At 51.4% G+C, this 25,570-nt stretch carries 27 protein-coding genes; 18 read left to right on the top strand and 9 right to left on the bottom strand.

Going from position 1 to position 25,570, the window contains the following annotated elements:
* Positions 1-126 precede the first annotated feature (126 nt).
* The 4 genes from proB (at position 127) to KD147_RS11170 (ending at position 4,188) form a co-directional block, all read left to right on the top strand.
* Positions 127-1,215, top strand: coding sequence for a glutamate 5-kinase (gene proB / locus KD147_RS11185; RefSeq protein ID WP_349304692.1), 1,089 nt, complete (start codon positions 127-129; stop codon positions 1,213-1,215).
* A gap of 133 nt (positions 1,216-1,348) precedes the next feature.
* A complete protein-coding gene (locus KD147_RS11180) occupies positions 1,349-1,708 on the top strand; it encodes a glutaredoxin family protein (RefSeq protein ID WP_105188322.1) in 360 nt (119 codons plus the stop codon).
* 143 nt (positions 1,709-1,851) lie between these two features.
* Positions 1,852-3,342: a glutamate--tRNA ligase gene (gene gltX / locus KD147_RS11175; RefSeq protein ID WP_105188321.1), complete on the top strand. Its 1,491-nt coding sequence runs from the start codon at positions 1,852-1,854 to the stop codon at positions 3,340-3,342.
* 144 nt (positions 3,343-3,486) lie between these two features.
* A complete protein-coding gene (locus KD147_RS11170) occupies positions 3,487-4,188 on the top strand; it encodes a DUF3581 family protein (RefSeq protein ID WP_212547911.1) in 702 nt (233 codons plus the stop codon).
* 1,023 nt (positions 4,189-5,211) lie between these two features.
* Here KD147_RS11170 and KD147_RS11165 read toward each other — a convergent pair.
* Entirely contained in the window at positions 5,212-5,760 is a 549-nt protein-coding gene (locus KD147_RS11165) for a DUF1415 domain-containing protein (protein ID WP_105199546.1), read from the bottom strand.
* Complete coding sequence (gene waaA, locus KD147_RS11160) at positions 5,753-7,021, bottom strand: lipid IV(A) 3-deoxy-D-manno-octulosonic acid transferase (RefSeq protein WP_283247844.1); 1,269 nt, start codon at positions 7,019-7,021, stop codon at positions 5,753-5,755. The genes KD147_RS11165 and waaA overlap by 8 nt, the downstream gene beginning before the upstream one ends.
* A gap of 139 nt (positions 7,022-7,160) precedes the next feature.
* Here waaA and KD147_RS11155 point away from each other — a divergent pair, with 139 nt between their 5' ends.
* The gene (locus KD147_RS11155) at positions 7,161-8,588 is read left to right on the top strand and encodes a capsule assembly Wzi family protein (protein WP_212547910.1); all 1,428 of its coding nucleotides are present in this window, start codon (positions 7,161-7,163) and stop codon (positions 8,586-8,588) included.
* A 23-nt stretch (positions 8,589-8,611) separates the two neighbouring features.
* Here the strand turns inward: KD147_RS11155 and KD147_RS11150 are convergent, their stop codons facing one another.
* Positions 8,612-9,697, bottom strand: a complete 1,086-nt coding sequence (locus tag KD147_RS11150; RefSeq protein ID WP_212547909.1) for a glycosyltransferase family 9 protein — start codon at positions 9,695-9,697, stop codon at positions 8,612-8,614.
* A 230-nt stretch (positions 9,698-9,927) separates the two neighbouring features.
* Here KD147_RS11150 and KD147_RS11145 point away from each other — a divergent pair, with 230 nt between their 5' ends.
* A complete protein-coding gene (locus KD147_RS11145) occupies positions 9,928-10,512 on the top strand; it encodes a D-sedoheptulose-7-phosphate isomerase (protein ID WP_212547908.1) in 585 nt (194 codons plus the stop codon).
* A 2-nt stretch (positions 10,513-10,514) separates the two neighbouring features.
* Positions 10,515-11,954 (top strand): bifunctional D-glycero-beta-D-manno-heptose-7-phosphate kinase/D-glycero-beta-D-manno-heptose 1-phosphate adenylyltransferase HldE, encoded by a 1,440-nt coding sequence (gene hldE, locus KD147_RS11140; protein ID WP_105188312.1) that lies wholly within the window; start codon positions 10,515-10,517, stop codon positions 11,952-11,954.
* Between the two features lie 29 nt (positions 11,955-11,983).
* Here hldE and KD147_RS11135 read toward each other — a convergent pair whose 3' ends face one another.
* A complete protein-coding gene (locus tag KD147_RS11135) occupies positions 11,984-12,706 on the bottom strand; it encodes a 3-deoxy-D-manno-octulosonic acid kinase (protein WP_212547907.1) in 723 nt (240 codons plus the stop codon).
* A 103-nt stretch (positions 12,707-12,809) separates the two neighbouring features.
* Between KD147_RS11135 and KD147_RS11130 the strand changes: the two genes are divergently transcribed.
* From KD147_RS11130 to glpG, 6 genes are all read left to right on the top strand, one after another.
* Positions 12,810-13,910, top strand: coding sequence for a glycosyltransferase family 9 protein (locus KD147_RS11130; RefSeq protein ID WP_212547906.1), 1,101 nt, complete (start codon positions 12,810-12,812; stop codon positions 13,908-13,910).
* A complete protein-coding gene (gene gmhB / locus KD147_RS11125) occupies positions 13,907-14,458 on the top strand; it encodes a D-glycero-beta-D-manno-heptose 1,7-bisphosphate 7-phosphatase (protein ID WP_105255818.1) in 552 nt (183 codons plus the stop codon). Before KD147_RS11130 ends, gmhB begins: the two co-directional genes overlap by 4 nt.
* Before the next feature lie 162 nt (positions 14,459-14,620).
* Entirely contained in the window at positions 14,621-15,817 is a 1,197-nt protein-coding gene (locus KD147_RS11120) for a glycine C-acetyltransferase (protein ID WP_105255817.1), read from the top strand.
* Between the two features lie 12 nt (positions 15,818-15,829).
* Positions 15,830-16,855, top strand: a complete 1,026-nt coding sequence (gene tdh / locus KD147_RS11115) for an L-threonine 3-dehydrogenase (RefSeq protein ID WP_105188308.1) — start codon at positions 15,830-15,832, stop codon at positions 16,853-16,855.
* Between the two features lie 58 nt (positions 16,856-16,913).
* Complete coding sequence (gene glpE, locus KD147_RS11110; protein WP_105188307.1) at positions 16,914-17,231, top strand: thiosulfate sulfurtransferase GlpE; 318 nt, start codon at positions 16,914-16,916, stop codon at positions 17,229-17,231.
* Complete coding sequence (gene glpG, locus KD147_RS11105) at positions 17,228-18,049, top strand: rhomboid family intramembrane serine protease GlpG (protein ID WP_212547905.1); 822 nt, start codon at positions 17,228-17,230, stop codon at positions 18,047-18,049. Before glpE ends, glpG begins: the two co-directional genes overlap by 4 nt.
* A 33-nt stretch (positions 18,050-18,082) precedes the next feature.
* Here glpG and KD147_RS11100 read toward each other — a convergent pair whose 3' ends face one another.
* A complete protein-coding gene (locus KD147_RS11100) occupies positions 18,083-18,481 on the bottom strand; it encodes a flagellar basal body-associated protein FliL (protein ID WP_105255815.1) in 399 nt (132 codons plus the stop codon).
* Between the two features lie 142 nt (positions 18,482-18,623).
* Here KD147_RS11100 and KD147_RS11095 point away from each other — a divergent pair, with 142 nt between their 5' ends.
* Positions 18,624-19,190: a chorismate--pyruvate lyase family protein gene (locus KD147_RS11095; RefSeq protein ID WP_105255814.1), complete on the top strand. Its 567-nt coding sequence runs from the start codon at positions 18,624-18,626 to the stop codon at positions 19,188-19,190.
* Positions 19,187-20,056, top strand: a complete 870-nt coding sequence (ubiA, locus tag KD147_RS11090; RefSeq protein ID WP_212547904.1) for a 4-hydroxybenzoate octaprenyltransferase — start codon at positions 19,187-19,189, stop codon at positions 20,054-20,056. Before KD147_RS11095 ends, ubiA begins: the two co-directional genes overlap by 4 nt.
* A 38-nt stretch (positions 20,057-20,094) precedes the next feature.
* Here ubiA and KD147_RS11085 read toward each other — a convergent pair whose 3' ends face one another.
* From KD147_RS11085 to KD147_RS11075, 3 genes are all read right to left on the bottom strand, one after another.
* Positions 20,095-20,715 carry a 2OG-Fe(II) oxygenase gene (locus tag KD147_RS11085; protein WP_212547903.1) on the bottom strand — a complete coding sequence of 207 codons (621 nt, stop codon included), beginning with the start codon at positions 20,713-20,715 and terminating at the stop codon, positions 20,095-20,097.
* An 81-nt stretch (positions 20,716-20,796) separates the two neighbouring features.
* Positions 20,797-21,687 carry a LysR family transcriptional regulator gene (locus KD147_RS11080; protein WP_105255811.1) on the bottom strand — a complete coding sequence of 297 codons (891 nt, stop codon included), beginning with the start codon at positions 21,685-21,687 and terminating at the stop codon, positions 20,797-20,799.
* 237 nt (positions 21,688-21,924) lie between these two features.
* Positions 21,925-22,314, bottom strand: a complete 390-nt coding sequence (locus KD147_RS11075; protein WP_212547902.1) for a DUF2721 domain-containing protein — start codon at positions 22,312-22,314, stop codon at positions 21,925-21,927.
* A gap of 207 nt (positions 22,315-22,521) precedes the next feature.
* On the opposite strand from KD147_RS11075, the gene KD147_RS11070 reads away from it, so the two are divergent.
* From KD147_RS11070 to KD147_RS11060, 3 genes are read left to right on the top strand one after another with little or no spacing between them, the layout of a single operon-like run.
* The gene (locus tag KD147_RS11070) at positions 22,522-23,967 is read left to right on the top strand and encodes a coiled-coil domain-containing protein (protein WP_212547901.1); all 1,446 of its coding nucleotides are present in this window, start codon (positions 22,522-22,524) and stop codon (positions 23,965-23,967) included.
* 28 nt (positions 23,968-23,995) lie between these two features.
* Entirely contained in the window at positions 23,996-24,325 is a 330-nt protein-coding gene (locus KD147_RS11065; protein WP_212547900.1) for a putative signal transducing protein, read from the top strand.
* Positions 24,309-24,899 carry a YjaG family protein gene (locus tag KD147_RS11060; RefSeq protein WP_212547899.1) on the top strand — a complete coding sequence of 197 codons (591 nt, stop codon included), beginning with the start codon at positions 24,309-24,311 and terminating at the stop codon, positions 24,897-24,899. Before KD147_RS11065 ends, KD147_RS11060 begins: the two co-directional genes overlap by 17 nt.
* A gap of 25 nt (positions 24,900-24,924) precedes the next feature.
* Here KD147_RS11060 and rsmD read toward each other — a convergent pair whose 3' ends face one another.
* The gene (gene rsmD, locus KD147_RS11055; protein WP_212548059.1) at positions 24,925-25,536 is read right to left on the bottom strand and encodes a 16S rRNA (guanine(966)-N(2))-methyltransferase RsmD; all 612 of its coding nucleotides are present in this window, start codon (positions 25,534-25,536) and stop codon (positions 24,925-24,927) included.
* Positions 25,537-25,570: the final 34 nt, after the last annotated feature.

The following is a 25,570-nucleotide window of genomic DNA, read 5'->3' as shown; positions in this document are numbered from 1 at the left end:
GTGTGGTGAAAATGTGCGGCGATGCTAGCACAGTTGAATTAATTTAACTTGTTTAATCGCCCAAGCTTGGGGTAAAAATGAACTTCTTTTAATTTATCAGCGGGGCCAAACGCGGTGCAAACCATAGTGATCAAATTAGGCACCAGTGTGCTTACCAATAACGGCCAGGGGCTGGACAGGGCACACATGGTGGAATTGGTGCGCCAATGCGTGCAGCTGCAAAAAGCTGGCAACCGTATCGTGCTGGTATCCAGCGGCGCCGTGGCCGCCGGGCGTGAGTTACTGGGACGCAGCGCCGGTAATGAAACCCTGGCACAAAAGCAGATGCTGGCGGCCATAGGCCAAAGCCAGTTGGTACACACCTGGCAGACGCTGTTTGCACTGTATAAGGTGCCGGTGGGGCAGTTGCTGTTAACCCGCGCCGATCTCGATGATCGTGAACGCTATCTCAACGCCCGCGATACCCTGATGGCGCTGCTTAAAGAAGGGGCGGTGCCGATTATCAATGAAAATGATGCGGTGGCGACGGCGCAGATCAAGGTGGGCGATAACGACAATCTCTCGGCCCGAGTGGCGGTATTGGCGGATGCCGATAAACTCTTGCTGCTCACCGATCAACCCGGGCTTTTTAGCGCCGATCCGCGTACCAACCCGGATGCCGAGCTGATCCCGGAAATTCGTCATATCGATGACTCCATTAAGGCTTTGGCCGGTGGCAGTGGCACGGCGGTGGGCACCGGCGGCATGGCTACGAAAATCGAGGCGGCGAGCATTGCCCGCCATGCCGGGGTCGATGTGATCATCAGTGCCGGTCATGGCGAGGACGTGATCAGCAACTGTTTAACCCAGCAGCTGGGCACTCGCTTTGTCAGCCTGACGGCACCCAAAGACACCCGCAAACGTTGGCTGTTGGCCGGCCCCATCAGCAAGGCAGCCATTTATGTGGATGATGGTGCGGCGAAGGCGCTCAGACAACAAGGCGCCAGTTTGCTGATCGTCGGCATTGCCCGTTTTGCCGGCGAGTTTAGCCGCGGCGATTTGGTGCAGGTATTCGACAGTCAGGGCTGCAGTGTGGGTAAGGGCGTGGCCCGTTATCACAGTGAGGAGTTGCAGCAGCTGCTGGCGAACCCGGAGCAGTCTAAGGCGCAGGTGTTGGGCTATGACAATGGCGCCATGCTGATCCATCGCGATGACTTTGTCAGCTTTCGGGATTAGCTCTTAGCGACAGCTTACAGCAGCCGTTTTCGGTAATAACTTTCGACAGGAGCCAGGGGCGTGCACTTCCCTTGGCGCAATTTTAACCGCGTGATACACTCGCGCCTTTGATTTTGTCGTGATGAGAGTTGTTATGAAAGTCATTCGCTGGTTGTTAGGCCGCATTATTTTATTCTTTAATTTTATCTTTACCCCGCGCAGCAAAAAGCGCGACCCGCAAGCGCAGCAACAGCTGGATACGCAGACCGCCAACATGGCACTGTATCAATTCCATGCCTGTCCGTTTTGCGTAAAGGTGCGCCGCTCTATTAAGCGTAACGGTCTGAACATTGAAACCCGCGATGCCAAAGGCGATAACGCCTACCGTCAGGAGCTGGCGGAGCAGGGTGGCAAGGTGAAAGTGCCTTGTTTGCGCATTGAAGAAGATGGTCAGGTGCAGTGGATGTACGAATCTTCGGATATCGTCGCCTATCTGGATAAAATTGCCGCTTAACCTTAAGATTCCAAGATTTCCCCTGGGTGCTGAAATTTCTCGCACTCAGGTGCCCTGTCGCGGCGTTTTCCTCTACGAAATTACCCGCCATTGTGCTAGCATTTGCAGCAAATTTTTAGTTGCTAATTGAAAGAGACGCTAGCATGACCCAGAGCACGACTGTTCGTACCCGTGTTGCCCCGTCACCGACCGGTGATCCGCACCTAGGCACTGCCTATATCGCCCTATTTAACTATTGTTTTGCCAAGCAGCAAGGCGGTGAGTTTGTTTTACGTATCGAAGATACGGATCAGGTGCGCAGTACGCCGGAGTCGGAACAAGCCATTATGGACAGCCTGCAGTGGTTAGGTCTGCAGTGGGATCATGGTCCGGATGTGGGCGGCGAGTTCGGCCCCTATCGTCAGTCTGAGCGCTCTGATCTATATAAAAAATATGCGCACCAGTTGGTTGAAGAGGGCAAGGCGTTTTACTGTTTCGCCACCGCCGAAGAGCTGGACGAAATGCGTGAGCAGCAAATGGCCGAGGGCCTGCGACCTAAATACGATGGCCGTGGCTTGTTGCTAAGCGACGACGAAGTGAAGGCAAACCTGGAAGCGGGCAAACCCTACGTTATCCGTATGAAAATCCCTGCCGAAGGCAGCTTTAAATTTAACGACTACCTGCGCGGTGAGATTGAGATCCCATGGGAAAACGTTGATATGCAGGTGCTGTTGAAGCAAGACGGCTTCCCGACTTACTTCCTGGCCAATGTGGTGGACGACCACCATATGCAGATCAGCCACATCTTCCGTGGTGAAGAGTGGATCAACTCGGCGCCAAAACTGCTTAAGCTATACGAAGACTTTGGCTGGCAAGCGCCGGTACTGGGTCACCTGCCGTTACTGCGTAACCCGGATAAGTCTAAGCTGTCCAAGCGTAAGAACCCGACCTCTATCAACTACTACAAAGAAATGGGCTTCTTGCCGGAAGCGGTGCTGAACTACCTGGGCCGCATGGGCTGGTCGATGCCGGACGAGCGTGAAAAGTTCACCCTGGCAGAGATGATCGAGCACTTCGATATGAAACGCGTTTCTCTGGGCGGCCCGGTATTCGATATCGAGAAGCTGAAATGGCTGAATGGTACCTGGTTACGTGAAGACTTCAGCGACGAGCAACTAATTCAGCGCTTCGTTGACTGGAAATACAATGGCGACATGCTGCGCCGCATTTTGCCGGAAGCGAAAGCCCGTATCGATACGCTTTCTGATCTGGTTGACCTGGCCGGGCACTTTGTTGCCGGTATGCCGCACTATGATCCGGCGCTGCTAACCGATGGTAAGGTTGAAGAAGATGTGGTGCGTCAGGCATTGCAATTCTTTATCTGGGAGCTGGAAACGCTGCGCCATTGGGAAAAATCGGAAATCTTCGCCATTGCTAAAAAGGTGGCCACTTTCCACGAGCTGAAGATTAAAGATTTCCTTGAGCCTATTTTCGTGGCAATTACCGGCAAGAAGTCGTCAACTTCCGTGCTAGATGCCATGGAAATCCTGGGTTCGGACATGTCCCGTGCACGCCTGCGTTTGGCGTTAGAGCACCTTGGTGTGTCGAAAAAGCAGGCGAAAAAGCTAGAAAAAGCCTACCGCGACTTTAACTAGGTCGCACTCTAAGAAAAAAGGCTGCCTTGCCCCGCAAAGCGGCCTTTTTTGTGCCTTTTTAAAGGAAAAAGCAACAGATACGACCTCTCAGTGCGTAAATTTTGTTACACTGCCGCAGTTTTTTTGTACTCAAGTAGAGCAGCTATGTTAGAGCAGTATTATCAAGATTTTGGCACCCACGTGTGTATTACCCGTGAACAGGGCAGTCGTTTTGCCAAAGCCGTGGCCGATGATTTCAATCCACTTCACGATGTTGAAGCGAAAAAATTCTGTGTGCCAGGGGATCTGCTGTTTTCAGTGGTGCTTGATAAGTACGGTATTAATGAGCAAATGCGCTTTACCTTTGCCAACATGGTGGACGAAGGCGTTAAACTGGGCATGCCAGAGGGCAGCGAACAGTTCGATATTAAAGACGGCGACAAATGCTATCTGAGCGTGGCTCGTGAAGGCGCTAACAGTGCCTGTAAGACCCTGACCAACGCGCTGATCAAGAACTATGTGGAATTCTCGGGTAAGGCCTTCCCACACGTGGTGATCCCGCTGATGGGTAAGCAAGATGTGATGATTAACCCGGCGCGCCCGATGATCATCTATGAGTCCATGAGCATTCATATGGACACCCTTGATGCTCACGCTCCCGAGTTGCGCGAAGGAGAGCACGAGTTCAGCTATGAAGGCAAGCGCGGCAAGATCATCTTGCGCTTTGACCTGATTGAAAATGGCGTAGTAATTGGCCGTGGTGAGAAGCACATGCTGGTCTCGGGTATTCGCGAATACTGTCAGGATACCGTGGATGAGTTGATCCGCGGGTATAACGAGAAGAAGGCAGCGCTAAAACCAGCGTAATTTGGGTCGGGGCGCCGACTGAGGCGCTTTTTTGTCCCAAACCTGTGGGTCAGGTTTCAACCTGACAACCTTGTTGTGGGCTGATATATCTTGCCGGAACGCCAACTAATGCGTTTTTATAGGGCTGATGTTTATACATCGGCCTTTTTTGTTTCCCCAAACCTGTAGGTCAGGTTTTGCTGGCATGGATGGCGGTACTAGGGTAACGCAGGAGCAGTTACCTAGCAGTCTGACAACTACTAATTCAGGGTTTCATAATGGCTGAATAATGCCGAATTACATGGCATTTCAAATTCAGATCTTGTCGCGTTGGGTGAGCGCGTTAAGAAAATAGTCCGGTGGACTATTTTTAGCAAGCGAACGCCTTGAGCCAGCGAGAGGCCGGAGACGGCAACCAATGGGCGGTTTGCGCCAACCGCCCCTTGGAACCCCAAGGCGCCCGTGATTCGCTAACGCTTACGAACTCAGCGTTTTGTTAAACGCTCCGCTTAGTCATTGAGGCGATTTAACAGCACATCCCTGTACTGGTAAATCTAGCTCGGCATCGTGCCTCGCTCTCAACAACACACTCCACAACAAAATCTGATTTCTTCAGCGCGAATCCAAACGGGAAGATCGATACCTGTGAGTTTGGATGTGTTCGACAGTCCGCTAAGTGCCAATAGTGGACGATGGTAACGCCGCATTAAGTGGTGAGCAACGCCTCCACCCTGCCTAAGCCATTGTACCGTAAACACTTAAAGCTAATTCAAACTGAAAATGCCAAGCGTTGGGAATCCACCTTAAATGCTTTGTTATGTGCGCCTCGGGGTTCTTAGGGGCGACGAGACGAGTGACCGAAGCATGGCTTCGCAGCACGAGGAGGTGGAGGCATGGATGCCGTAACTTCGTCACGAACAGGAACCCAGCTTCAGGGATGAATTATTAACACTGAACTTAGCATTTCCTCTAAGTCGAAGTCGGCGACCCGACAAGATCTAAATTTGAAAACAGGTGTCGCGCGAAGCACCGACCTACAAAATCTTACCGCACAGATTTGTGCCCACACTTCTCAAGTAGCGCTTGCCAAAAGTCCGCGCCTTTGCGGCGCGCCAAACGCATATTGTGCTCGGGGATGCTCTCCGGTTCATCATAGTTGGCCAGGGCCTGTTCCATGCTTTCTTCGCGGATAATATGCAAGCAGGGAGCGGGGGCGCGGTTGGTGTAATTGGCGGCGTCGTCTTCATCGGCGTCGGCGAACACATACTCGGGGTGAAAGTGGGCGAGTTGATAGGTGCCTTCAAAGCCCTGGGCGACTAACAGCGCATTGGCTAAATCGATCAAATCTAAGAACTGGTCGAAGTCGCTAAAGCCCTGGGTAAAGCATACCAAGGTGGTTTCTATTTCGGGGTGATTATCCAGCTCTCGGCATTGCTCTAAGGTGTCGAGCACCGCCTCTTCGAGCTCGGTGGCCTCGCTTAGATAATAGCGAATGGCGTTATTTTCCACTTCCTGGCGGGCAAAGGGGCAGAAGTTGTATTTGACTATGACCGAGCTCACCCATTGGCGCATGGCCGCTTCACATTTATGCATTGATTTGCTCCTCGATTAGCGCCAGGGTTTTGTTAATAGCGCCCTGATTTTGCTGTACCACCTTAAGGCCACTGGCACCCATCTCGGCACACTTTTGCGGCTCGCTAAACAGGCTGTTTAGGGTGTCGACCAGGTTGTGATCATCAACCCAGAGGGCGCCGCCTTCGTCTATCAAGGCCGGATAAACATGGTCAAAATTAAAGGTATGTTGGCCGCTGAGCACAGGTATGCCGTGGGCGCAGGCCTCGAGCGGGTTATGGCCACCGCGCTCAATCAGGCTGCCGCCAATAAAGGCGACATCGGCGGCGCCGTAGAGCATGGTGAGCTCACCTAAGGTGTCGGCAAGTAAGATGGCCTCACCTTGGTGTGCACGCTCGCTGCGGCGACTAAATGAGATGTTTTGCTCGCTAAGCAGCTGCGCAACTTTGTCGAATTGCTCGGGGTGGCGCGGGGCAATGATCAGCACCGCATCGGGTTGTGTTTCACGTACCTTGTTATGAGCGGCAATCAGTAGCTCGGGCTCGCCCGGGTGTGTTGAACCTGCAATCCAAATAGGGCGCTCGCCTAAGCGGCTTTTGAGCGCCTGCGCTTGGCTGCGCTGCGCATCATTGACGCTGATATCAAATTTGATGGAGCCGGTAACATTCAACTTGTGCGGCGCCAGGCCAAGTTGTACAAAGCGCTGGCCATCGTCTTGATGGTGGCAGGCAAGTAAGTCGATGTCGTGCAATATTGCACGAGTCAGAGGGGCTACGCGGGCATAACCTTGTGCTGACTTTTCAGACAGGCGGGCGTTAATCACCAGGGTAGCAAGGCCCGCCTTCTGGGCTTGTTGTAACAAATTTGGCCAGAGTTCGGTTTCAATAATAGCCAGCATTTTTGCTCGGGTACGGCGGATAAAGCGTCTTTGTGCAAGGGGTAAATCGAAAGGCAAATAACATACCTGTACGCGTTCGGCCTTGATTTCTTTGCTAAAGAGCTGATTGATTTGCTCTCGTCCGGTCGGCGTGTTGGTGCTGATCACTAAGCGATAGTGGTCGGTATCTTTAAGCAAGGCTTTGATCAGTGGTGCGGTGGCCAGCACTTCGCCGACGGAGGCGCAATGTAAAATGATGTCGCCGCCGGCGTCGGTAAAGCCGAAGCGTTCGCCAAAGTGTTGCCTGTAGCCCGGGTTTTTGCGTCCGCGTAGTACATACAAATAAAAGCATGCCAAGGGCATAAGAATCAGCAGAATAAGGGAATATAAAAAGCGTGCAAACAAAAGAATCACTGACCAGAAATTGCAAAGCGTTAGTGTAACCCGAGTTCAGGCCGGTGCCAAAACTTTACAATTTAACAGCTGAGTAATGGCCATAAATTTGGTAATCTTTTCGCATTATTTTAAGGCGTTAGGAAATCGCATGAAAGGACATAAACTCGCCACCTCGGTGGCAGGTGCGGCACTGCTATTGGCATTCAGTGGTGTGGCCGCGGCCAAGCCCACGGCATACCTGCCGGTAGGCTATGACGTAAATTTAGAACAGCAATTGGATCGCATGTTTGTGCAAACCACGGGTACGCCCATGAGCAAGCCCTATCGCTTTAGTGATATCGATAAGGCCTTGGCACAGCTAAAAGAGCAGAACCCGGCACTCTTTCGCTCTATCAGCGACAAACTCTCGCGCTACCGCGGCGATGACAACATCACCCGTGCCGGTGTGACCCTGCGTTATGAGCACGACCAAACCACGCCTTTGGCCAATCAACGAGGCTTAACCACGGATGAGTGGGGCCAGGTAATGTTCGAGGGCATTTGGCGCCCGAACGATATGATGTTGATGCAGGTAGGGGTGGAATACCGCGCCGAAGCGGGCGACCTGGTGCCCTATAACACCTTTGTGGCCATTGCCGGTGAAGATCTCCAGCTTAATATTGGTTACAAGGAGCATTGGTTCTCTCCGTTTAAAACCAGTGCTCAGATGATCTCGACCAATGCCAAAGCCTCGCCTTCCATCTCATTGGGCATGGTGGCGCCGGCGCATAACTGGTGGAATTTTGATTTTGAACTCTTCTACACCGAGCTGGAAGAGGTCAAAGAGGGGATCCGCTATCAGGGCGAATGGTACGATGGTAAGCCACGCGTCGCCGGAACCCATATCAGCCTTGAGCCGCTAAACGGGTGGAAACTGGGCTTTAACCGTATTATGCAATTTGGCGGTGGTCCCCGCGATGTGGACTTTGGCGATGTAATCGATGCCTTTTTCGACCCCGCCGGCAGCGATAACAGCTATAGCGCCGAAGAAAGGGAAAGCGAATTAGGCGACCAGTTGGCCTCGGTAACCTCAACCTTCTATTTCGATTGGGGCATGCCTACCGAAATCTACTTTGAGTACGGCGGTGAAGACACGCAGGGCGGCAGCAACTTCAGCCTGGGCAACCAGGTCACCTCCTTTGGTGCCTACCTGCCTCAGCTAACCTCGGATGTGGCCCTGCGCTATGAGTACAATAAGTGGAAAACATCCTGGTATACCAATGGCCTGTATAAGTTTGGCAACACCAACGATGGCTTCGTGTTTGGTCATTACGCCGGCGACCGACGTATCTTTGGCGACGGTGTGCCCGCCGAGGTGCATGCCCTGGTGCTGGATTATCAGCAGGATATGGATTCCTTATGGCAGCTAAAGCTGACCCTGCAGGATAATGACTCGGCCCAGTACAGCGGTGCTCAGGAACTTCAGCTACTCAATAGCAGCATGATTGATGGGTATCGCGTGGAAACTCAGGTGACCTATGGCAACGACGTGTTTGACGAAAGTTACGGCCACGCCTCTATCTCGCTTTACTGGTAATTGAGCGGTAGGTGAGGAGCAGCCTAGGCCTTGGCTAACAGCGCCAGGGCCTTGTCGGCCACGGTTTGCGCGCTGATGCTATCGACGCGCTTACCGCCCACCAGAATTTCTCCCGGCCCCAAGGGACGCCATTGATGCGCTTTGGCACGGATCAGCGCCAGCGCCGGCACGTTTAAGCTGGCGGCCAGATGCATAATCGCCGTTTCCACACTGATCACCAGACGAGCGCGGCTGATCATTGCCGGCAACTCATAAAAATGCCGTTTAGCGCTAAAGGTACTGATACTAATACCCCTTAGCTGGTCGTTGCCTTGCACCTGTTGTTGCACCTGCGTTATCTGCTCATTGGTGGCGTTGATCACAAAGCGTAAGGTCGGTTGCGCCTGGTGTAAGGTGGCGATGCATTCAAACACCTGGGCCAGTTGCCAGTCACGCTTTTCCGTGGTCGACAGATGGTTGATAAAAACGAAATTATCCAGCTCGTCGCTATTTTGCAGCGCATCCAAATAAGGTTGTGGTACGCGTAATTGCTGAAACGCCCGTGCCGGGGAGTCCATGGCAACCAAGGCGTGAAAATGATGGCGGTAAAAATCGCTAATATGATCGAATCGGGTGCTTTTACTGACCTTTATACTGGCATCGAGGGCTGCAATGACCTCTTTGTGCTGCCAGCGTTGCACTGCATTGAGCGCATAGGCGCCCACTGCACAGCCGTCGCCGGCAATCAGTCGGGCATAATGACAGAAGCGCTCGCTGCGCGTGGTGGCGATAAAAAACACCAGATCATAATGGCGCTGCTGTGCATCTTGTATTTGTTGTTGGCGCTGTTGCTCGGAATCTGGGTTGGCGTAGATATGACTGATATTGGGCTCACTTTCGAGCCACTGGCCTAAAATTTGATTGCGCCCGCCGTGCCAGCTTTTACGTTGCTCGCGGCAGTCATCGAACCAAACATCTATCTCTAAATGCGGGTAAGTGGCGGCCAGCTGCTGTAAAAACACCCCTTGATAGACGTAATCACCCAGCGCCAGATGGCTCATATATAATATGCGCTTAGCTTGTTGTAATTGGTCTGCGCCGATTAAGGGATTACTTCCGTGCTGGGTCACTTAATTAAGCCTGATTTAATTCAATACTGGCTAATAATAACAAAGCCGGGGTGGCAATGGCAGTACCCAAATGTGGCATTTAAGTTAACAGTTAAGCTTTATTAACTCATTTTGCGTGTGGGCAACCTGAGGATGGATGCCCAGCGATAGCCGCCAATCTAAGACAAAAACGTGCAATTCTAAATACTCTTTGGAATAATGCCGTTAAAACTCGTGAATGAGGATCGAAAATGGTCAATACCGACAATCTCGCGGCTTCCTACCTGGATAGCCTTGCCCGCCATCGCGCGCTCTTTGAAGTCATGGATACGTATCAACAGCAAGCAACCGAATTACTGGCCGCCTGTCATCAGGCTTTGCAAGCCGGTGGCAAGGTGATTTGGTTTGGGAATGGTGGCAGTGCCGCCGATGCCCAGCATCTGGCCGCTGAATTTGTAGTGCGCTATAAAAAAGAGCGTGGTCCCTTGGCGTCGATCGCCCTGACCACGGACACCTCGATCCTCACCGCTCACTCTAACGATTATCACTTCGATACCGTGTTTGCACGCCAGGTGCAGGCCTTATGTAAGCCAGAAGACCTGGTGATCGGTCTGACCACCTCGGGCACCAGTGCCAATATCAATCTGGCCTTACAGGCCGCCAATGAAATCGGTGCTTACACCGTGGCCTTAACCGGCCGTGACGGTGGTGAGGTGAAAAACATCGCCAAGTTGCCGATTATCATCGCCAATGATGAAACCGCTCGCATTCAAGAAGCGCATATGTTTATCGGCCATTGGCTGTGTGAAGCGCTTGATATGCTGGTAGCGGAGTAAGCATGGATCTGGGATTACTTAAAAATCTAAATAAAGCCAAGGTGTTGGTGGTTGGCGATGTGATGCTCGACCGCTACTGGCATGGCGACTCCGGACGCATCTCACCGGAGGCGCCGGTACCCGTGGTGAAGGTAAACCGCCTTGAAGACAAGGCCGGTGGTGCCGCTAACGTCGCTAAAAACATTGCCCGACTCGACGGTCAGGTGGCCTTGCTCGGTTTGATTGGCGATGACGAAAGCGGGCAAACCCTGCAGCGCATTTTGGCGCAAGAACACATCGACTCGCAGCTGGTGCAGGTGGTGGAGCTGCCGACCATAGCGAAAATGCGGGTGATCAGCCGCCATCAGCAGGTGGTGCGTCTGGATCAGGAAGAGCAATTCAATAAAGAACATTCACAATTGTTGCTACAACGCCTTGAGCGCGTGGTGGATGACTACGACTTTGTCCTCTTCTCCGACTACAACAAGGGTTCACTGACCCTGATTGAGGCGATGATCCGCGTTGCCAAGGATGCCGGTAAAACCGTGTTGGTTGACCCTAAATCGCCGCAGCTTAGCCTGTATCGTGGTGCCGATTATATCACCCCAAACCTCAATGAATTCAGGCTAGCCGGCGGTGACAGCAGTGATGAGCAGGCGTTGACCGCCAGTGCCCGTGCACTTATTCGCGAGGCCGGCATAGGTGCCATGTTGTTGACCCGCTCCGAGCAGGGCATGTCGCTGATCAGCGCCACCGAAAAGCACGACTTTGCCGCCCAGGTGCGTGAGGTCAGTGATGTTACCGGTGCCGGTGATACTGTGATCGCTACCCTGACCGTGATGCTAGGTGCCGGCATGGCCCCAGCGGATGCGGTGGAGCTGGCTAATATTGCCGCCGGTATTGCGGTAAGCAAACTCGGTGCCGCCACCGTTTCGCCGGAGGAGCTCAGCCGTAAGTTGGGACAATACCTGCGCGAAAATGGCGAGCATTATCAGGCGCCGTTTGAGTCCGTGTTGCAGCATATTGAATTTGCCAAGCAAAATGGTGAGAAAATCGTGTTCACCAATGGCTGTTTCGATATTCTCCATGCCGGTCATGTGCGTTATCTGGCCCAGGCCAAGGCCATGGGCGACCGCCTAGTGGTGGGGTTAAATACCGATGATTCCATTGCCCGCTTAAAGGGCCCTGAGCGTCCTATCAACCCGCTTGAAGAGCGTGCCATGGTACTGAGTGCCTTGGCCTCGGTGGACTGGGTGATCCCCTTCGGAAAGGTGGAAGAAAACGACACCCCGGCCAAGCTTATCGAGCAGGTGAGCCCGGATATTCTCGTTAAAGGCGGGGATTACAAGGTGGAAGAGATCGCCGGTGCCGAGCACGTATTGCGTCACGGTGGTCAGGTTGAGGTGCTGGAGTTTCTAAACGGCTGCTCAACGTCCAACGTGATCAGCAAAATCCGCTCTTAATTCGCCGTTTATCCTATCAGCAAGCCTTATCAGTAGGTAAGTGCTTGCTGATAGGCTGCCATTAAACACAACCAGTCTTTTTCCTGCCAATGAAAGGTGCTTTGACGACCGGCTTCCTTGGCAAAGCTGCGCGCTAATCTGGCCATGTTCTGCTGCTGCCATTGTTCATCTGGCTGGCGTACCTCCCCCCTGTCAAAATCAATGACGTACACCTCATCTTCGCCATCAAAGAGAATATTATTGATATTCAAATCGGCGTGATAGACCCCGGCTTTATGGAAGCGAGCCAAGGTTTGGCCTATACGCTTTAGGGTGTGCTCGTTTAAGGGGCCGGCCTGCAGACGTTCACACAGACTTTGTGCCCCTTCTAAGGCGCGGGTAATGATGTCGCCGCGGTAAATCAGACCGGAGCGCTTAACCAAGGCGGCAATGGGCTCGACCACCGGCAGGCCTTGTTGATATAGGTCACACATCAACGCAAATTCGCGGTAGACTCGGGTGTCCTTTATGCCGGTATAGAGGTACTGATCTTGCAATACCTTACCAACCAAGCCGCCGCGCCAATAATGACGAAGTACGGCACGCAAATCGTCTTGGGCGAAAAAGTAGGCGGTGGCGCGTCCGGTTTTCTGTGCATACACCTTATCCTGGGCCAACCAGTGTTCGGGAGAAAACCATTGTTTGGTGATCTCGCCGACATCGGCATTCGGGGTAAACAGGGTAAGCGTCGGGGCAAGGGAAGTCAGTTGCATAATAAACAGACCCAAATAAACAGATTGGCTGCAGGAGCTTGCCAGTGTAGCTTTTTTTACCGCAACGATAAACTCGCAGGGTAAACTTCTTATTGAACTTGCAATGCGCTGGCGTTGCTTTAACATTTGCTCAGACTTTTGCTTTAGGACGCTCGTTTTGCAACTCAATTCCGTGCAATCTATCTGTATTCTTCGTTTATCCGCCATCGGTGATGTCTGTCACGCGGTGGCCGCCGTACAAGCCATTCAACGGGTGCATCCCGAAGCCAAAATTACTTGGGTAATAGGTAAGGTCGAGGCCATGTTACTCGACGGTTTACCCGGCGTTGAGTTTGTGGTGTTTGATAAAAAGCAGGGGCGCCAGGCGTTTAAAACCCTGCGTGAGCAGCTTAACGGGCGACAATTCGATGTGCTGCTGAATATGCAGGTGGCCTTTCGCGCCGGGCTGGCGAGTCGCTGTATTCGCGCCAAGGTCAAAATCGGCTTCGACAAGGCACGCTCTAAAGAGCTGCATAGCTGGTTTATCAACCGTCGTATTGCCGCCAAAGAACAGCCCCACGTGTTAGAAGGTTTTTTGCAGTTTGCCGAGCAACTGGGCGTCACCGACTTTACCCCTCATTGGCAAATGCCGCTCAGCGACACGGACAAGCAAAACGCCATGAAGCTGGTGGGCGACGATGGTGAGCCCCTGCTGGTGATAAGCCCAGCGGCAAGTAAGGCCGAGCGCAACTGGTTACCGGAGCGTTATGCCGCGGTGGCCGAGCATGCCATGGCACAGGGATTCCGCGTCGCTATTAGTGGTGGACCTACGACGATGGAGCAGCAGCTTGCCGAGCAGATCATCAATCATTGTCAGCAGCCGGTGCTCAACCTGGTGGGTAAAACCAGCTTAAAAGAATTAACCTGTGTGTTGGGTCTGGCGACCCTGGTGTTGGCACCGGATACCGGTCCGGCACACATGGCCGTGACTCAGGGCACGCCGGTGATCGGCCTGTATGCCCACTCCAATCCCAAGCGCACCGGACCCTATCTGTATCAGGAGTATGTGGTTGAGGTGTATAACCAGGCGGTGCAAGAACAATACGGTAAGCCAGCCAGTGAACTGCCTTGGGGCGTGCGTGCCAAGGGGGAGCTGATGGACCGTATTGGCGTGGATGATGTGATTGCCATGTTCGATAAGGTAGTACGAGAGCACCGATTATGAGCAATAAAGCGGTATTTTTAGATAGAGACGGGGTTATCAACGTCGATCATGCTTATGTCCACAAAGCCGAAGACTTTGAATTTATCGACGGCGTGTTTGCTGCCTGTCTGGCCTTGCAGCAGATGGGCTATCGTTTAATTGTGGTCACCAATCAGTCGGGCATTGGCCGGGGTTATTACAACGAGGCACAATTTGCCGAGTTGAGCGACTGGATGACGGCGCAATTCGCCGCGCACGGCGTCCAGCTGGATGCCATTTATTATTGCCCCCATCACCCCACTAAGGGCCAAGGCGACTACGGCGTTGACTGCGATTGTCGTAAACCCGAGCCCGGCATGTTGCAACAGGGCATAGAGGCGTTTGAGTTAGAGCCAGGCCAGTGCATCATGGTTGGCGATAAACACGGTGATATGCTGGCGGCCAAGCGCTGTGGCATAGGCACTAAGATTCTGGTGCGCAGCGGTCAGGAGTTTGCCGAGCAGGCGTTGACAGATGCCGACCTGGTCTGTGACTCCCTTGCCGAAGTACCCGCCCTGATAAAAGCTTAGATACAGCCTGGGTATTTATTCTCGTTCCATGCATGATTATAGGTGCCGCGATGAACGACAAACGATGCAATTGTGCCGCAAACCTTTTACAATACCCGCAAATATTTATTAACCGCTGAACCGGCCCGGCCAAGAGAGTCGGTTCAAGTATTGGAGAAATTTATGAGAGCTTCTGCGTTTTATAGCCAGCTGCAAGCACAAATCGAGCAAGTTAAAGCCGATGGCCTGTACAAAAGCGAGCGTATTATCACCTCACAACAGCAAGCCGAAATTCAAGTAGCCAGTGGCGACAAGGTTATTAACTTTTGTGCCAACAACTACCTGGGTTTAGCTAACCACCCTGAGCTGATCAAAGCGGCACAGCAAGGTTTGAGCGATCACGGTTTCGGCGTGGCCTCGGTACGCTTTATCTGTGGTACGCAGGACATTCATAAAACTCTTGAAGCGAAAATCAGCGAGTTTCTACAAACCGAAGACACTATTTTGTACTCGTCGTGTTTTGACGCCAACGCCGGCCTGTTCGAAACCATTCTTGGTGCCGACGATGCCATTATCTCAGATTCATTAAACCACGCTTCCATCATCGACGGTGTGCGTCTGTGTAAAGCCAAGCGCTTCCGTTATGCTAACAACGACATGGCGGACCTTGAGCAGCAATTGATCGCCGCCGACGAAGCGGGTGCTAAAACCAAGCTGATCGCCACCGATGGCGTGTTCTCAATGGACGGTGTTATCTGTAATCTTAAAGCCGTTTGTGACCTGGCCGACAAGTACGATGCCCTGGTGATGGTGGATGATTCTCACGCCGTTGGTTTCGTAGGTGAAAACGGCCGTGGTACGCCGGAATACTGTGGCGTCATGGACCGTGTCGATATTATCACGGGTACCCTGGGTAAAGCCCTGGGTGGCGCTTCGGGCGGCTATACTTCGGGTAAGAAAGAGATTGTCGAGTGGTTGCGTCAGCGTTCGCGTCCATACTTGTTCTCTAACTCTTTGGCACCGTCAATCGTCACCGCCTCTATTAAGGTATTAGAGATGCTGGCCGACGGTAAAGAGCTACGCGATACCCTGTGGTCAAACGCCGCTTACTTCCGTGAGCAAATGGAAGCCGCAGGCTTTACCTGTGCGGGTAAAGACCATGCCATCATTCCGGTGATGCTGGGCGATGCCAAGCTAGCCGGTGAAATGGCGGATAAGCTACTTGCCGAAGGCATTTATGTTACTGGCTTCTCTTTCCCTGTGGTACCTAAGGGCCAGGCGCGTATTCGTACGCAAATCTCAGCTGCTCACAGCAAAGAGCAGCTTGATAAAGCGATTGCAGCCTTTACCCGTATTGGTAAAGAGTTGGGCGTTATTTAAGGAAGCGCATTGATGAAAGCATTATCAAAACTTAAGGCAGAAAAAGGCATCTGGATGACGGATGCCCCTAAGCCGGAAGTAGGTCATAACGATCTACTGATCAAAATTCGCAAAACCGCCATTTGTGGTACCGATGTGCATATCTACAACTGGGATGAGTGGGCGCAAAACACCATTCCTGTGCCCATGGTTGTCGGTCATGAATACGTGGGCGAAGTGGTGGACATGGGCCAGGAAGTGCGCGGTTTCGAAATTGGCGACCGTGTTTCTGGCGAAGGCCACATTACCTGCGGCCACTGTCGTAACTGTCGCGCTGGTCGTGTACACCTGTGCCGCAACACTATTGGTGTGGGCGTAAACCGAGAGGGTAGCTTCGCGGAATACCTGGTTATCCCTGCATTCAATGCCTTTAAAATTCCAGATAATATTCCGGATGAATTGGCGTCTATTTTCGACCCGTTCGGTAATGCGGTGCACACGGCGCTGTCTTTCGACCTGGTGGGTGAAGACGTGTTGATCACCGGTGCCGGTCCTATCGGTATTATGGCCGCCGCGGTTGCTAAGCACGTGGGTGCCCGCAACGTGGTGATCACCGACATTAACGAGTACCGTCTTGATCTGGCTAAGAAAATGGGTGCTACCCGCGCCGTTAACGTAAGCCAGGAAAAGCTCGAAGACGTGATGAAAGAGCTGGGCATGACCGAAGGCTTCGACGTGGGCCTGGAAATGTCGGGTGTGCCGGTGGCGTTCAACTCCATGCTCAATAACATGAACCATGGCGGTAAAATTGCCATGCTGGGTATTCCACCTTCGGATATGGCCGTTGATTGGAACCAGGTTATTTTCAAGGGTTTGATCATCAAGGGTATTTACGGTCGAGAAATGTTCGAAACCTGGTACAAGATGGCCAGCCTGATCCAATCGGGCCTGGATATCTCACCCATTATTACCCATGAATTTAATATCGATGACTTCCAGGAAGGCTTCGATACCATGCTTAGCGGCCAGTCTGGTAAAGTCATTTTAGACTGGGCATAATGAGCAAAAATAAGGCGGCTGAGGCCGCCTTTTGTTTTACAAGAGTAGTTACAACACTATGGCATACAAACATATTTCAGTGGCGCAGACCCAGGCCCTGTTAAATGATGAAAATGTGGTGATTGCGGATATTCGCGATCCCAACTCCTTTGCGGCCGGACATATTCCCAAGGCCGAGCACCTAAGCAATAGTAATATCGGTGAGTTTATGCTTCATAAAGAGTATGACCAGCCAATTATTGTTGTTTGCTATCATGGTATTAGCTCACAAGGTGCAGCGGGTTATCTGGCCGAGCAGGGCTTTGATGATGTCTATACTATGGATGGCGGCTTCTCGGCCTGGGCCACACAATTTCCGGAACTGGTTGAAAAATGATAGAACTTGGCAGCACCAATAATGTGCGCGCGGCGCAAGGCTTTGTCGATTATATCGGCACCAAGGGCTTTGTGGGCGCGCTCCGACAAGGCGAGCAGGGCCATGTGATTATTGGTGTTGCCCCGGAGCACTTTCATCAGGTTCAGCCATTATGGCAGGAATTTCAGGCGCAGCCGGATCACCCCCGTTATGCCGATGCCGCGTGGCAAAGTGGGCGCACCGACTCGGGCCTGGTTTACGGCGGCACCAAACTGAACCTGTTGCAGCGCTTTAACCAATTAAGCCTGCTGGTTAAGGGCATCAGCATTGTGAGTGTGCTGATCTATGCCTTGTTCTTGCTCGGTCAATTCGCCGAGATTTTTCCGCTGCTGCAGTTTAATCCCACACAGCCTTTATCCTGGTTGACGCCCTCTATCGTCCATTTCTCCGCCATTCATCTGATTTTTAATGTGTTATGGTGGCTGACCCTGGGCCCGGCCATTGAGCGGCAAACCTCAAAAATGACACTGATCAGTGTGTTTATTATCGGCTCCTTGGTCAGCAGTTGGGCACAGTATCTAATGGTGGGGCCTAATTTTGGTGGCCTTTCCGGGGTGGTGTATGCCCAGGTCGGCTTTTGCTGGATATATCCCTTGCTGGCAAAGACCAAGCCCATGATGACCAAGGGCATGATAGGCTTCTTATTACTGTGGTTGGCCTTCGGTTTTACCGATACCTTCTTTATGCCCATGGCCAATTGGGCGCACTTAGGTGGCCTGCTCAGCGGGATGCTGATTGCGGTGTTTATGGCATTGAGTCGCAATACTGAGCGGCAGTAAAAAAGCGACCTAAGGTCGCTTTTTTACTTTCTATTAATGGTAGAGGTACTTGGTAAAGAGCAGGTCGCGGATAATATCCTGACCGGTTTCCTGCTGCAGCAGGGTGTTAATGCGCTCAAGGCATTTTTGTCGGATTTCTTCACGCCCGCTCAGGCTTTTGATTTTTTCTTCCGGCTCTTGCGAGAGAATTTCGACTATGGCATCGCGTAGCAGCGGCATATGATGCTCCACCACCGCCAGGTTGTTGATGTCTTCGAGCATCAGGTCGACGGTGACGCGCACATAGCCGAGTTTACGCCCCGAGACACTGATGTAATTGGCGACGATATCGGGCTCAAAGCCATAATAGCCAACGTCGGCTAGGGCCTTGTTGGGCGCCCCAATGGTAAGTAATAAAGTCAGTGCGAATAGCAGCTTAGTTGCAAAGCGCATAATGTGTGATCGTTATAATAAATTCCGTTAGCGTTACTTTACGTGCTTGTCGTTTTTGCGTCCAGGGCAAATGTAATAACGCAGTGGTAAACACATCTCTTTAGCCCTTGCCTGAGCAGTGGTATGATCCGCTGGTGTTTTTTTGATTTATTCGAGTGGTCCTTTGCCTACTTACCCTCTTTCGCTGCAGGCGCAATGGCAAAATGTCGAGTGCGTCGCCTTATCAGCGCAATTGCTTGACTGGTTAGTCGAGCCAAACTCGCTTACCCAGCGGCTTAAATCTTTATCCCAGCAGTTTGCCGTTGAGGTGCTCAGTGAGCGCCTTGTGGCCGCCGATACTTACCAAAGCGACATCTTTAGCAGTACTAGCGCGCAGTTACGTGTGCGCGAAGTGATCTTGTTTTGCGATAACCGTCCCATGGTTTATGCCCAAAGTTGGATCCCCTGTCATGCTCATCCTGAGCAGGGCGTGGATTTAACTCATCTTGGCGATACGCCTTTGGGCGAAGTGATTTTTCAAGACCCCATGTTGTCCCGTCAGCAATTGCAGGTTGCCGACTTTAGTGCCAATAGCGACCTTCAAGCCTTAACTCAGTCCTTTAACTTGCCGACCCAGCCCTTATGGGGACGTCGCAGTCGCTTTAACCTAACCGGGCAAGAGATCATGGTGTGCGAGGTGTTTTTACCGGGAGCCTATCCGTACCTATGAAGTTAGCAGCATTGCATTGGGCACACAGGCCTCACTATCAACAGCTTATGCGCACCGATAAGCCCATAGGCACCTTATTGCTGTTGTGGCCGACGCTATGGGCCCTGTGGCTGGCGGCCGAAGGATGGCCTGATCTTGAGTTGATAGTGATATTTTCCGCCGGGGTGTTTGTAATGCGCAGCGCCGGCTGTGTGATCAATGATTTTGCCGACCGTAAGGTAGATGGTGCCGTAGCTCGTACTCAGGCCCGGCCCTTGGCCGCCGGCAAGGTCAGCGCCGGTGAGGCCCTTAGCCTCTTTGCCTTACTGGTGATCATGGCCTTTATGCTGGTGTTGCTGCTCAACTGGCAAACCATAGCTTTGTCTTTTGCGGCTTTGGCTTTGGCCGCCTGTTACCCCTTTATGAAGCGCTACACCCATTTGCCTCAGGTGGTGCTGGGGGCGGCCTTCAGCTGGGCTATTCCAATGGCCTATATGGCTACCCTGGAAACCGTGCCTATGCAGGCCTGGTTGCTGTTTGTGGCTAATCTCTTGTGGACCGTGGCTTACGATACCCTTTATGCCATGGTGGACAGGGACGATGATGTGAAAATTGGCATTAAGTCCACGGCGATTCTTTTTGGGCGCTTTGATTTGGCCATGGTGGCGCTTCTTAACGCCCTGTTTATGGCCATCTTGGTGTACATAGGTTATTCGGCGAAATTGGCTTGGCCATACTGGCTTGGGCTCTTGGTGGCCGCCTTGCTGTTATTACGGCAGCTTTATTTAAGTCGTCAGCGTGATCAGGATGCCTGCTTTGCGGCATTTTTGAATAATCATTATGTGGGTATGGCCATTTTTATCGGCCTGGCCATCAGTCTGTTTTGATAAAGCGCCCAGACTGGGCGCATCACAGAGTTTTGCTTTTAGCGCGGCGGGTCGATTACCCCGGCAATGGAGGTGTTTTTTCTAAACCAGCCGGCGATAGAAAAGCGTGGCTGCTGCGCCGCCAGTACTTCATGCATAAAGCGCTCGCTTTCAAATACCACTAAGGTGCCGGCCTTGGGAGACACTCGCTCAGCCACCTCCTTGGAGCGGGGTTTGTAAATCACCAGTTCACCGCCCTGGGGTGGGGTATTGAGGTAAAAAACCGTGGTTAACACCCGGTTCGAACGCCCCTTAAAGGCATCATAGTGTTTTTTATAGAAATCCCCTGCTTGGTAGTAGGCAAAGTGACATTCATAGTCGAATAAGCCTAAATAAAAGTGGCGGTTTACGGTCAAACGCAATGCTTCCATGACAGCCAAATAATCGCGCTCTGCTGCGCAGTCGCCGCTAAACCACAAGGTCTTATCCTTTCTTACCTCGCTGTTTAGTTGCAGCTCTTCCTGACGGCCTATGGCGGCCGGAGAAAATGCCGATAGCTGTGCTTGTGCTGTGGCGTAAAGTTGCGCGGTGAGGTCCGGGCACAGTGCTTGCTCAATAATGGCGTAGCCTTGCTGATGGACATCATCAAGGACACGGTCAAACAACAGTTCTGTATTCACATGTGGGGCAGGGAAGTTAAAGGTGGCTAAGTATACCGCTGAAAAAGAAAAGCAGTGAGAACTTTATCAACGGTATTACTTTTATGCTTCTAAGCCCTGCGCATTGGCCGTTTGCGTGATAACTGTCAGGAGCTCATCAAGATGGCTATGTGGTTGCGAGGTCTGCTGGGTTTTCACCACAAAGCGGGCCGCAGTGGCACTGCTATTGGAGCGGATTTGAACCAATTCCGGGTGAGCGCTCAGGGCCTTAGCATGCTCGATGGCGGCAATGGCGATATTGTGGTTGTTGTTAACGCAGCTAATGATTTCGCCCAGGCTACCCAAACGAATATCATCGCCCTTGTTAAGCAACTGAGCGGCTTCACCTATCATGCTTTGTACGTGCAGGCTTTGTGAAAAACAGCCAAACAAGGGGTAGGGAGCAAGATCTTCCAGGGTAATGCAATCTTGGCTGGCAAGGGGGTGATCCTTGCGAGCAAAGAGCAGTAATTGGTCTGGCAGATGAATATCTATGGTGTTGTTGTCTTGGTCTTCTTCGCTGACATAGATATCTATCTCGCCGCGCTTTAGCATGGAGTATAGGGCAGCGCTTTCTTGCAACTGCATCTCAATTTTGATTTCCGGATGCCGGGCCATAAATTGGCCGCAGGAAATTGGCACTATGGTGCTGGCTGAGTTGGTGTAACCAACCACTAAGAGATTATCGCGCTTGCCTTGGCTGTGATCTAAACGCTGAACTATCTGGTTATATTCGTCCAGGGTGCGTCTGCAAAAATGCAGGAACATTTCCCCTTGCTCCGTTAATATTACCGAGCGAGTAGAGCGTTTTACCAGTTGATGACCCACTTCTTGTTCGAGTGTTTGAATACTGCGGGTTAATGCTGAAGTACTGATGTTGGTTTGTTCTGCGGCCTGACGAAAATGGCGTAACGAGCCGAGTGCTAAAAACTGCTTTAATTGTTCAAATCTCACTTTTAAATCCCTTAAAGTAAGTATATAGGTCTTTGCTTTGTAGCCGAGTTCAATATTAGTACATTGTACCCCAAATAAATAGGGGGACGGCTAAAAAGTCCTTTTCACTGGGCCGTTAAAAGCCTAAATAAGCGTCCCGAAAGTAAGAATTTTATACTCAAAACTGGCCGATATTTACTGGAAATAATGGGCTTTATAGTCTAAGTGTTCCGTTCATCTTCTTTTAATTCTAAAGTATTACTTTTTCTGCCCTATGGATTCGAGTTCAATGGCTATGGCGTCACAAGAAATATGGATTTCATAGAGCGAAGTGAGCAGCGAGATCATCAAGGCTACTAAACTGATACCAAATAAAATTGTGCCGATTAAATTAACCTGTACAAACAGCGCAAACATTGCCAAAGTACATAATAAAAAAGAGGCCACACCCCATACCTGCATGGTCCGTATAAGGCGAATTCTTTTCTTTAAGTTATTGATTTGCTGAGCCACAAAAGGCCTAATGTGCTCACCCTCGCGGGCATTGAGTTCGCGGATCAATTGAGCCAGCACTAAAAAGCGGTTCGTGTAAGCCAAAAGTAGTAGGGAAATGGCCGGAAAAAGCAGTGCAGGCGTGGTTAATGTCATCTTTTTTCCATTATTGACGTTTATAATAGTGGAATGTTAACTATAGGCTAGACTTTTTTACAAATAACAGGCTTAATATTAACAATTTTGCTGTCGGCCTTAGAAACTAAGGCATTAGACAAGTTTAATCAAGCATATATATATGCGAAATAGATGTTCGGTTTAAGTGATAAATGCAGCACGATACGTCTATGTTAAGGGGGAAAAATGGCTATCAACAATGGTAAACCTCAACAGCAAGAGGTACCAGATAAATTGGCACAGGAGTTCGCACAGCGCTGTGCAGATTTATTTAACGTTGAGCCGGAGCAATTAAATAACGCCCTGGCTGACTCTTCTGATAATCAACCGCTGCGTCAATTCGCCGCACAACTAGGTCAACAATTGAGTATTGCGCTCGTTGCCGCTCAATTAGGTAATAAACACAATGCCGACGATGCCGAACAACTCGAAGAGGCGCGCGGTGAGCTGGCGGCCTTAAAAGAGCGTTATGCCACGCAGAATCGCCAATTACTCGAAGCTCAACAAGAAAATGCTCAGTATGCCGATGAACACGTGCAGCTAAAGCAAAAACAACATGAGCTGGCGGCGCTTAAGCACAAGTTAACTGAGCTGGAAAGCGACAATTACAACTCGCAAGGCGAGCGTGAAGAGTTACTGGGCGCGGTAGCGACCCTAAGAGAACAAAAAGCAGCCTTTGAAAAAGACAATAAGGCGCTTAAAGAAGCATTGGAAAGTCAGCGTCAAAGCAATATTGCCTGGCAGGAAAAGCTTAAGGAAATGGCCGAACAACAACAAGGCAGCGAGCAAGCCGCAGAGCAGCTTGTTGAGTTACAAAAAGAAAATGAAGCCATTTCAGAACAGCTTGCTCATTATGAGCAGCTGGTAAGCCGCCAAAATCAACAGCTTTCAGATCTATCCGAGCAGTTGAATGAATCGACCGAAGAAGGTGAAAACCAGCAGGTGATGGTGCAGCGCTTAAAGAATCTAGGCGAAGAGTTGCGTAATGAGCTTAATGCCGAACAGGAACAGTTAGCCGAGCAAAAAGCAGCGAACGAGCAGCTGAGTCAGCAGCTGGCCGAGTTCCAAGCGCAGCAGCAAGAATCTGAGCAGCAATATCAACAAGCGCAGCAAGAAATAGCCAGTTTAAGTGAGCAGCTTGCCGCCATCGATGAGTTGCAGCAGCAATTGCAAGAGCAAGAGCAGCAACACGAGCAAGTGCTAAAAGAGCAGGCTCAGCAACAGCACAGCTTATTGAAGCAAGAGCAAGAGCAGTGGCAGCAGCAACATGCCGAGCTGCAACAGCGTTTAGCCGAGCTTGAAGAGCAAAACCAGGCCCTCGATGAAGAGAAAGGTGCTATCAGTGCCGAGCTTGAACAGGTACAAAGTCGCTGTGAACAAGAAAGCCAGGAACTTGAGCAATTAAGAGCTCAGGTTGAAGAGTTGGGCTCGCGCCATCGCGATGAGCAACAGCGCAATGAAAGCCTGCGTTCACGTATCGACAATGACTCGAAGCAAGCGCGTCAGGCGTTCGACAGTTTGCGCTCTGAGCATCTTGAGCTAAAAGACGAGCTTGAGCAGGCGCAAGAAAAAATGATGGAATATAAACTTAAGTTTGACTACGCCCAGAAGCAACTGCAAAGCGACGCCTAAGTGACTTACGCTCACAGGTTCACGCTAAATGAGCTTTAAATGGGTGAAGGCCTTTGACGCTGAGCACAGCGTCGAGGCCAACATAGTTAAAGGCATGCTTGAGCATGCCGGCATCCAATGTCAGCTCAAGGGTGAGGCCCTGCAAGGGGCGCTAGGTGAAATCCCCTTCACCGAAACCACGGTCAGTGTCTGGGTATACGACATAAAACTGCCCGCGGCCAAAAAAATCTTGCTAGAATACCGCCAATCAAAAACACCAGCAGCAAAATGGCAATGTCAGCATTGCCGGCAGTGGAATCCCGCTAGCTTTGATTTGTGCTGGTCCTGTATGAAAGATAAAAATGAAGAAGCCCAATAACTTTCAGCGTATTCGTGAGTTGAATACGGTGCAAAAGGCGGCCCTTGCGGCGGCTTTGTTAGAACGCATGCTGCCCAACTATACGCTCTTTAGTGAAGCCCTTGAGTTTGGTGAGCCCGAGGTGTTGCGCAACGCCCTGGCACTATGCTGGGAGAAGATACTCCTACCTAAGAGCAAGATCAGCATAGATAAGTTGGTCGAAAAGGTAGAGCCTAACGTGCCCGAGGTGAACGACTTTGATGTGTTTGGTGTTTATCCTGCTATCGATGCTGCTACCGCACTTTTGACCTTGCTTCAGGGTTTACAAAGTAAAGACGAACAAGAATATGTGAGCGTATGTAAGATAGCGCAGGGTACCGTTGCCCGGCTGATCGAATATCAATTTGAGCTCGATGAACAACCCTATAGCTCGCAGGATGTGAATCAGCACCCCTTGATGGAATATGAAATTGAGGTGCTTGGGGAGTTAATCGACTTTGTTGCCGCCATGACACGACTCGATAAAGACAGTGCTAAGGCGCTGCGTCAACTGGCGGTGGCCGATGGACAAACGAATATCGGTGTAGAAATTTAATAGTATTTGGCAGGCTCAGCTAACGCTAGGCCTGCTCAACGCGTTGGTAAAGTCGGCACCAGACCTGCCCAGCTTGCTTTTCCTTTAGCATCTGCCAATTGGCAGGTGCGCAAAAATCCTGATTATCACTTTCCACTTCGACGTAAATAAGCGCCTGTTCACTCAGCCACCCCTGTTGTTCCAGGGCGGCGCAACATGGCGTACTGAGGCTACGGTTAAAGGGCGGGTCGACAAACACCAGATCAAACTGGCCGCTTGCTGGGCGCTGTAAAAATGCCATGGCATCGCCGCGAATGATCTTGGCATTGGTCAGCTTAAGCAATTTGGCATTTTCTTCCAGTTGCTTGGCTGCCTTGATATCGAGTTCAAGCAAGGTGGCATCGCTGGCAAAGCGCGACAGTGCCTCAAAGCTAAGGCTTCCGGCTCCGGCAAAGCAATCCAGCACTCGAGCATCACGCACATCCATCATTAACCAGTTAAAAATGGTTTCTTTAAGGCGATCCGTTGTTGGCCGCAGACCGATAACGTCATGAACCGGTAGCTTTCGTCCTCTATGCTGACCACCGATAATACGGATTTGTCCGGCGCCAGAGTGGCTTTTGGGGCTATTTTTTACCGTTTTTCGTCGGCCGATCATGCTTTTACTCACTTATGCTTTTTCCATATGCGGG

This window comes from Pseudoalteromonas sp. BDTF-M6 (assembly GCF_018334135.1).
Classification (GTDB): Bacteria; Pseudomonadota; Gammaproteobacteria; order Enterobacterales; family Alteromonadaceae; genus Pseudoalteromonas.
Note: the sequence above shows the minus strand (reverse complement) of the source record. Positions and strands in the feature narration are given on the sequence as shown.

Bases quoted from the DNA above. Each gene is read 5' to 3' on its own strand.
- KD147_RS11180 (WP_105188322.1), top strand. From the start codon at position 1,349: ATGAAAGTCATTCGCTGGTTGTTAGGCCGCATTATTTTATTCTTTAAT.
- gltX (WP_105188321.1), top strand. From the start codon at position 1,852: ATGACCCAGAGCACGACTGTTCGTACCCGTGTTGCCCCGTCACCGACC.
- KD147_RS11170 (WP_212547911.1), top strand. From the start codon at position 3,487: ATGTTAGAGCAGTATTATCAAGATTTTGGCACCCACGTGTGTATTACC.
- KD147_RS11165 (WP_105199546.1), bottom strand. From the start codon at position 5,760: ATGCATAAATGTGAAGCGGCCATGCGCCAATGGGTGAGCTCGGTCATA.
- KD147_RS11155 (WP_212547910.1), top strand. From the start codon at position 7,161: ATGAAAGGACATAAACTCGCCACCTCGGTGGCAGGTGCGGCACTGCTA.
- KD147_RS11145 (WP_212547908.1), top strand. From the start codon at position 9,928: ATGGTCAATACCGACAATCTCGCGGCTTCCTACCTGGATAGCCTTGCC.
- hldE (WP_105188312.1), top strand. From the start codon at position 10,515: ATGGATCTGGGATTACTTAAAAATCTAAATAAAGCCAAGGTGTTGGTG.
- KD147_RS11135 (WP_212547907.1), bottom strand. From the start codon at position 12,706: ATGCAACTGACTTCCCTTGCCCCGACGCTTACCCTGTTTACCCCGAAT.
- KD147_RS11130 (WP_212547906.1), top strand. From the start codon at position 12,810: ATGCGCTGGCGTTGCTTTAACATTTGCTCAGACTTTTGCTTTAGGACG.
- gmhB (WP_105255818.1), top strand. From the start codon at position 13,907: ATGAGCAATAAAGCGGTATTTTTAGATAGAGACGGGGTTATCAACGTC.
- KD147_RS11120 (WP_105255817.1), top strand. From the start codon at position 14,621: ATGAGAGCTTCTGCGTTTTATAGCCAGCTGCAAGCACAAATCGAGCAA.
- tdh (WP_105188308.1), top strand. From the start codon at position 15,830: ATGAAAGCATTATCAAAACTTAAGGCAGAAAAAGGCATCTGGATGACG.
- glpE (WP_105188307.1), top strand. From the start codon at position 16,914: ATGGCATACAAACATATTTCAGTGGCGCAGACCCAGGCCCTGTTAAAT.
- glpG (WP_212547905.1), top strand. From the start codon at position 17,228: ATGATAGAACTTGGCAGCACCAATAATGTGCGCGCGGCGCAAGGCTTT.
- KD147_RS11100 (WP_105255815.1), bottom strand. From the start codon at position 18,481: ATGCGCTTTGCAACTAAGCTGCTATTCGCACTGACTTTATTACTTACC.
- ubiA (WP_212547904.1), top strand. From the start codon at position 19,187: ATGAAGTTAGCAGCATTGCATTGGGCACACAGGCCTCACTATCAACAG.
- KD147_RS11075 (WP_212547902.1), bottom strand. From the start codon at position 22,314: ATGACATTAACCACGCCTGCACTGCTTTTTCCGGCCATTTCCCTACTA.
- KD147_RS11070 (WP_212547901.1), top strand. From the start codon at position 22,522: ATGGCTATCAACAATGGTAAACCTCAACAGCAAGAGGTACCAGATAAA.
- KD147_RS11065 (WP_212547900.1), top strand. From the start codon at position 23,996: ATGAGCTTTAAATGGGTGAAGGCCTTTGACGCTGAGCACAGCGTCGAG.
- KD147_RS11060 (WP_212547899.1), top strand. From the start codon at position 24,309: ATGAAGAAGCCCAATAACTTTCAGCGTATTCGTGAGTTGAATACGGTG.
- rsmD (WP_212548059.1), bottom strand. From the start codon at position 25,536: ATGATCGGCCGACGAAAAACGGTAAAAAATAGCCCCAAAAGCCACTCT.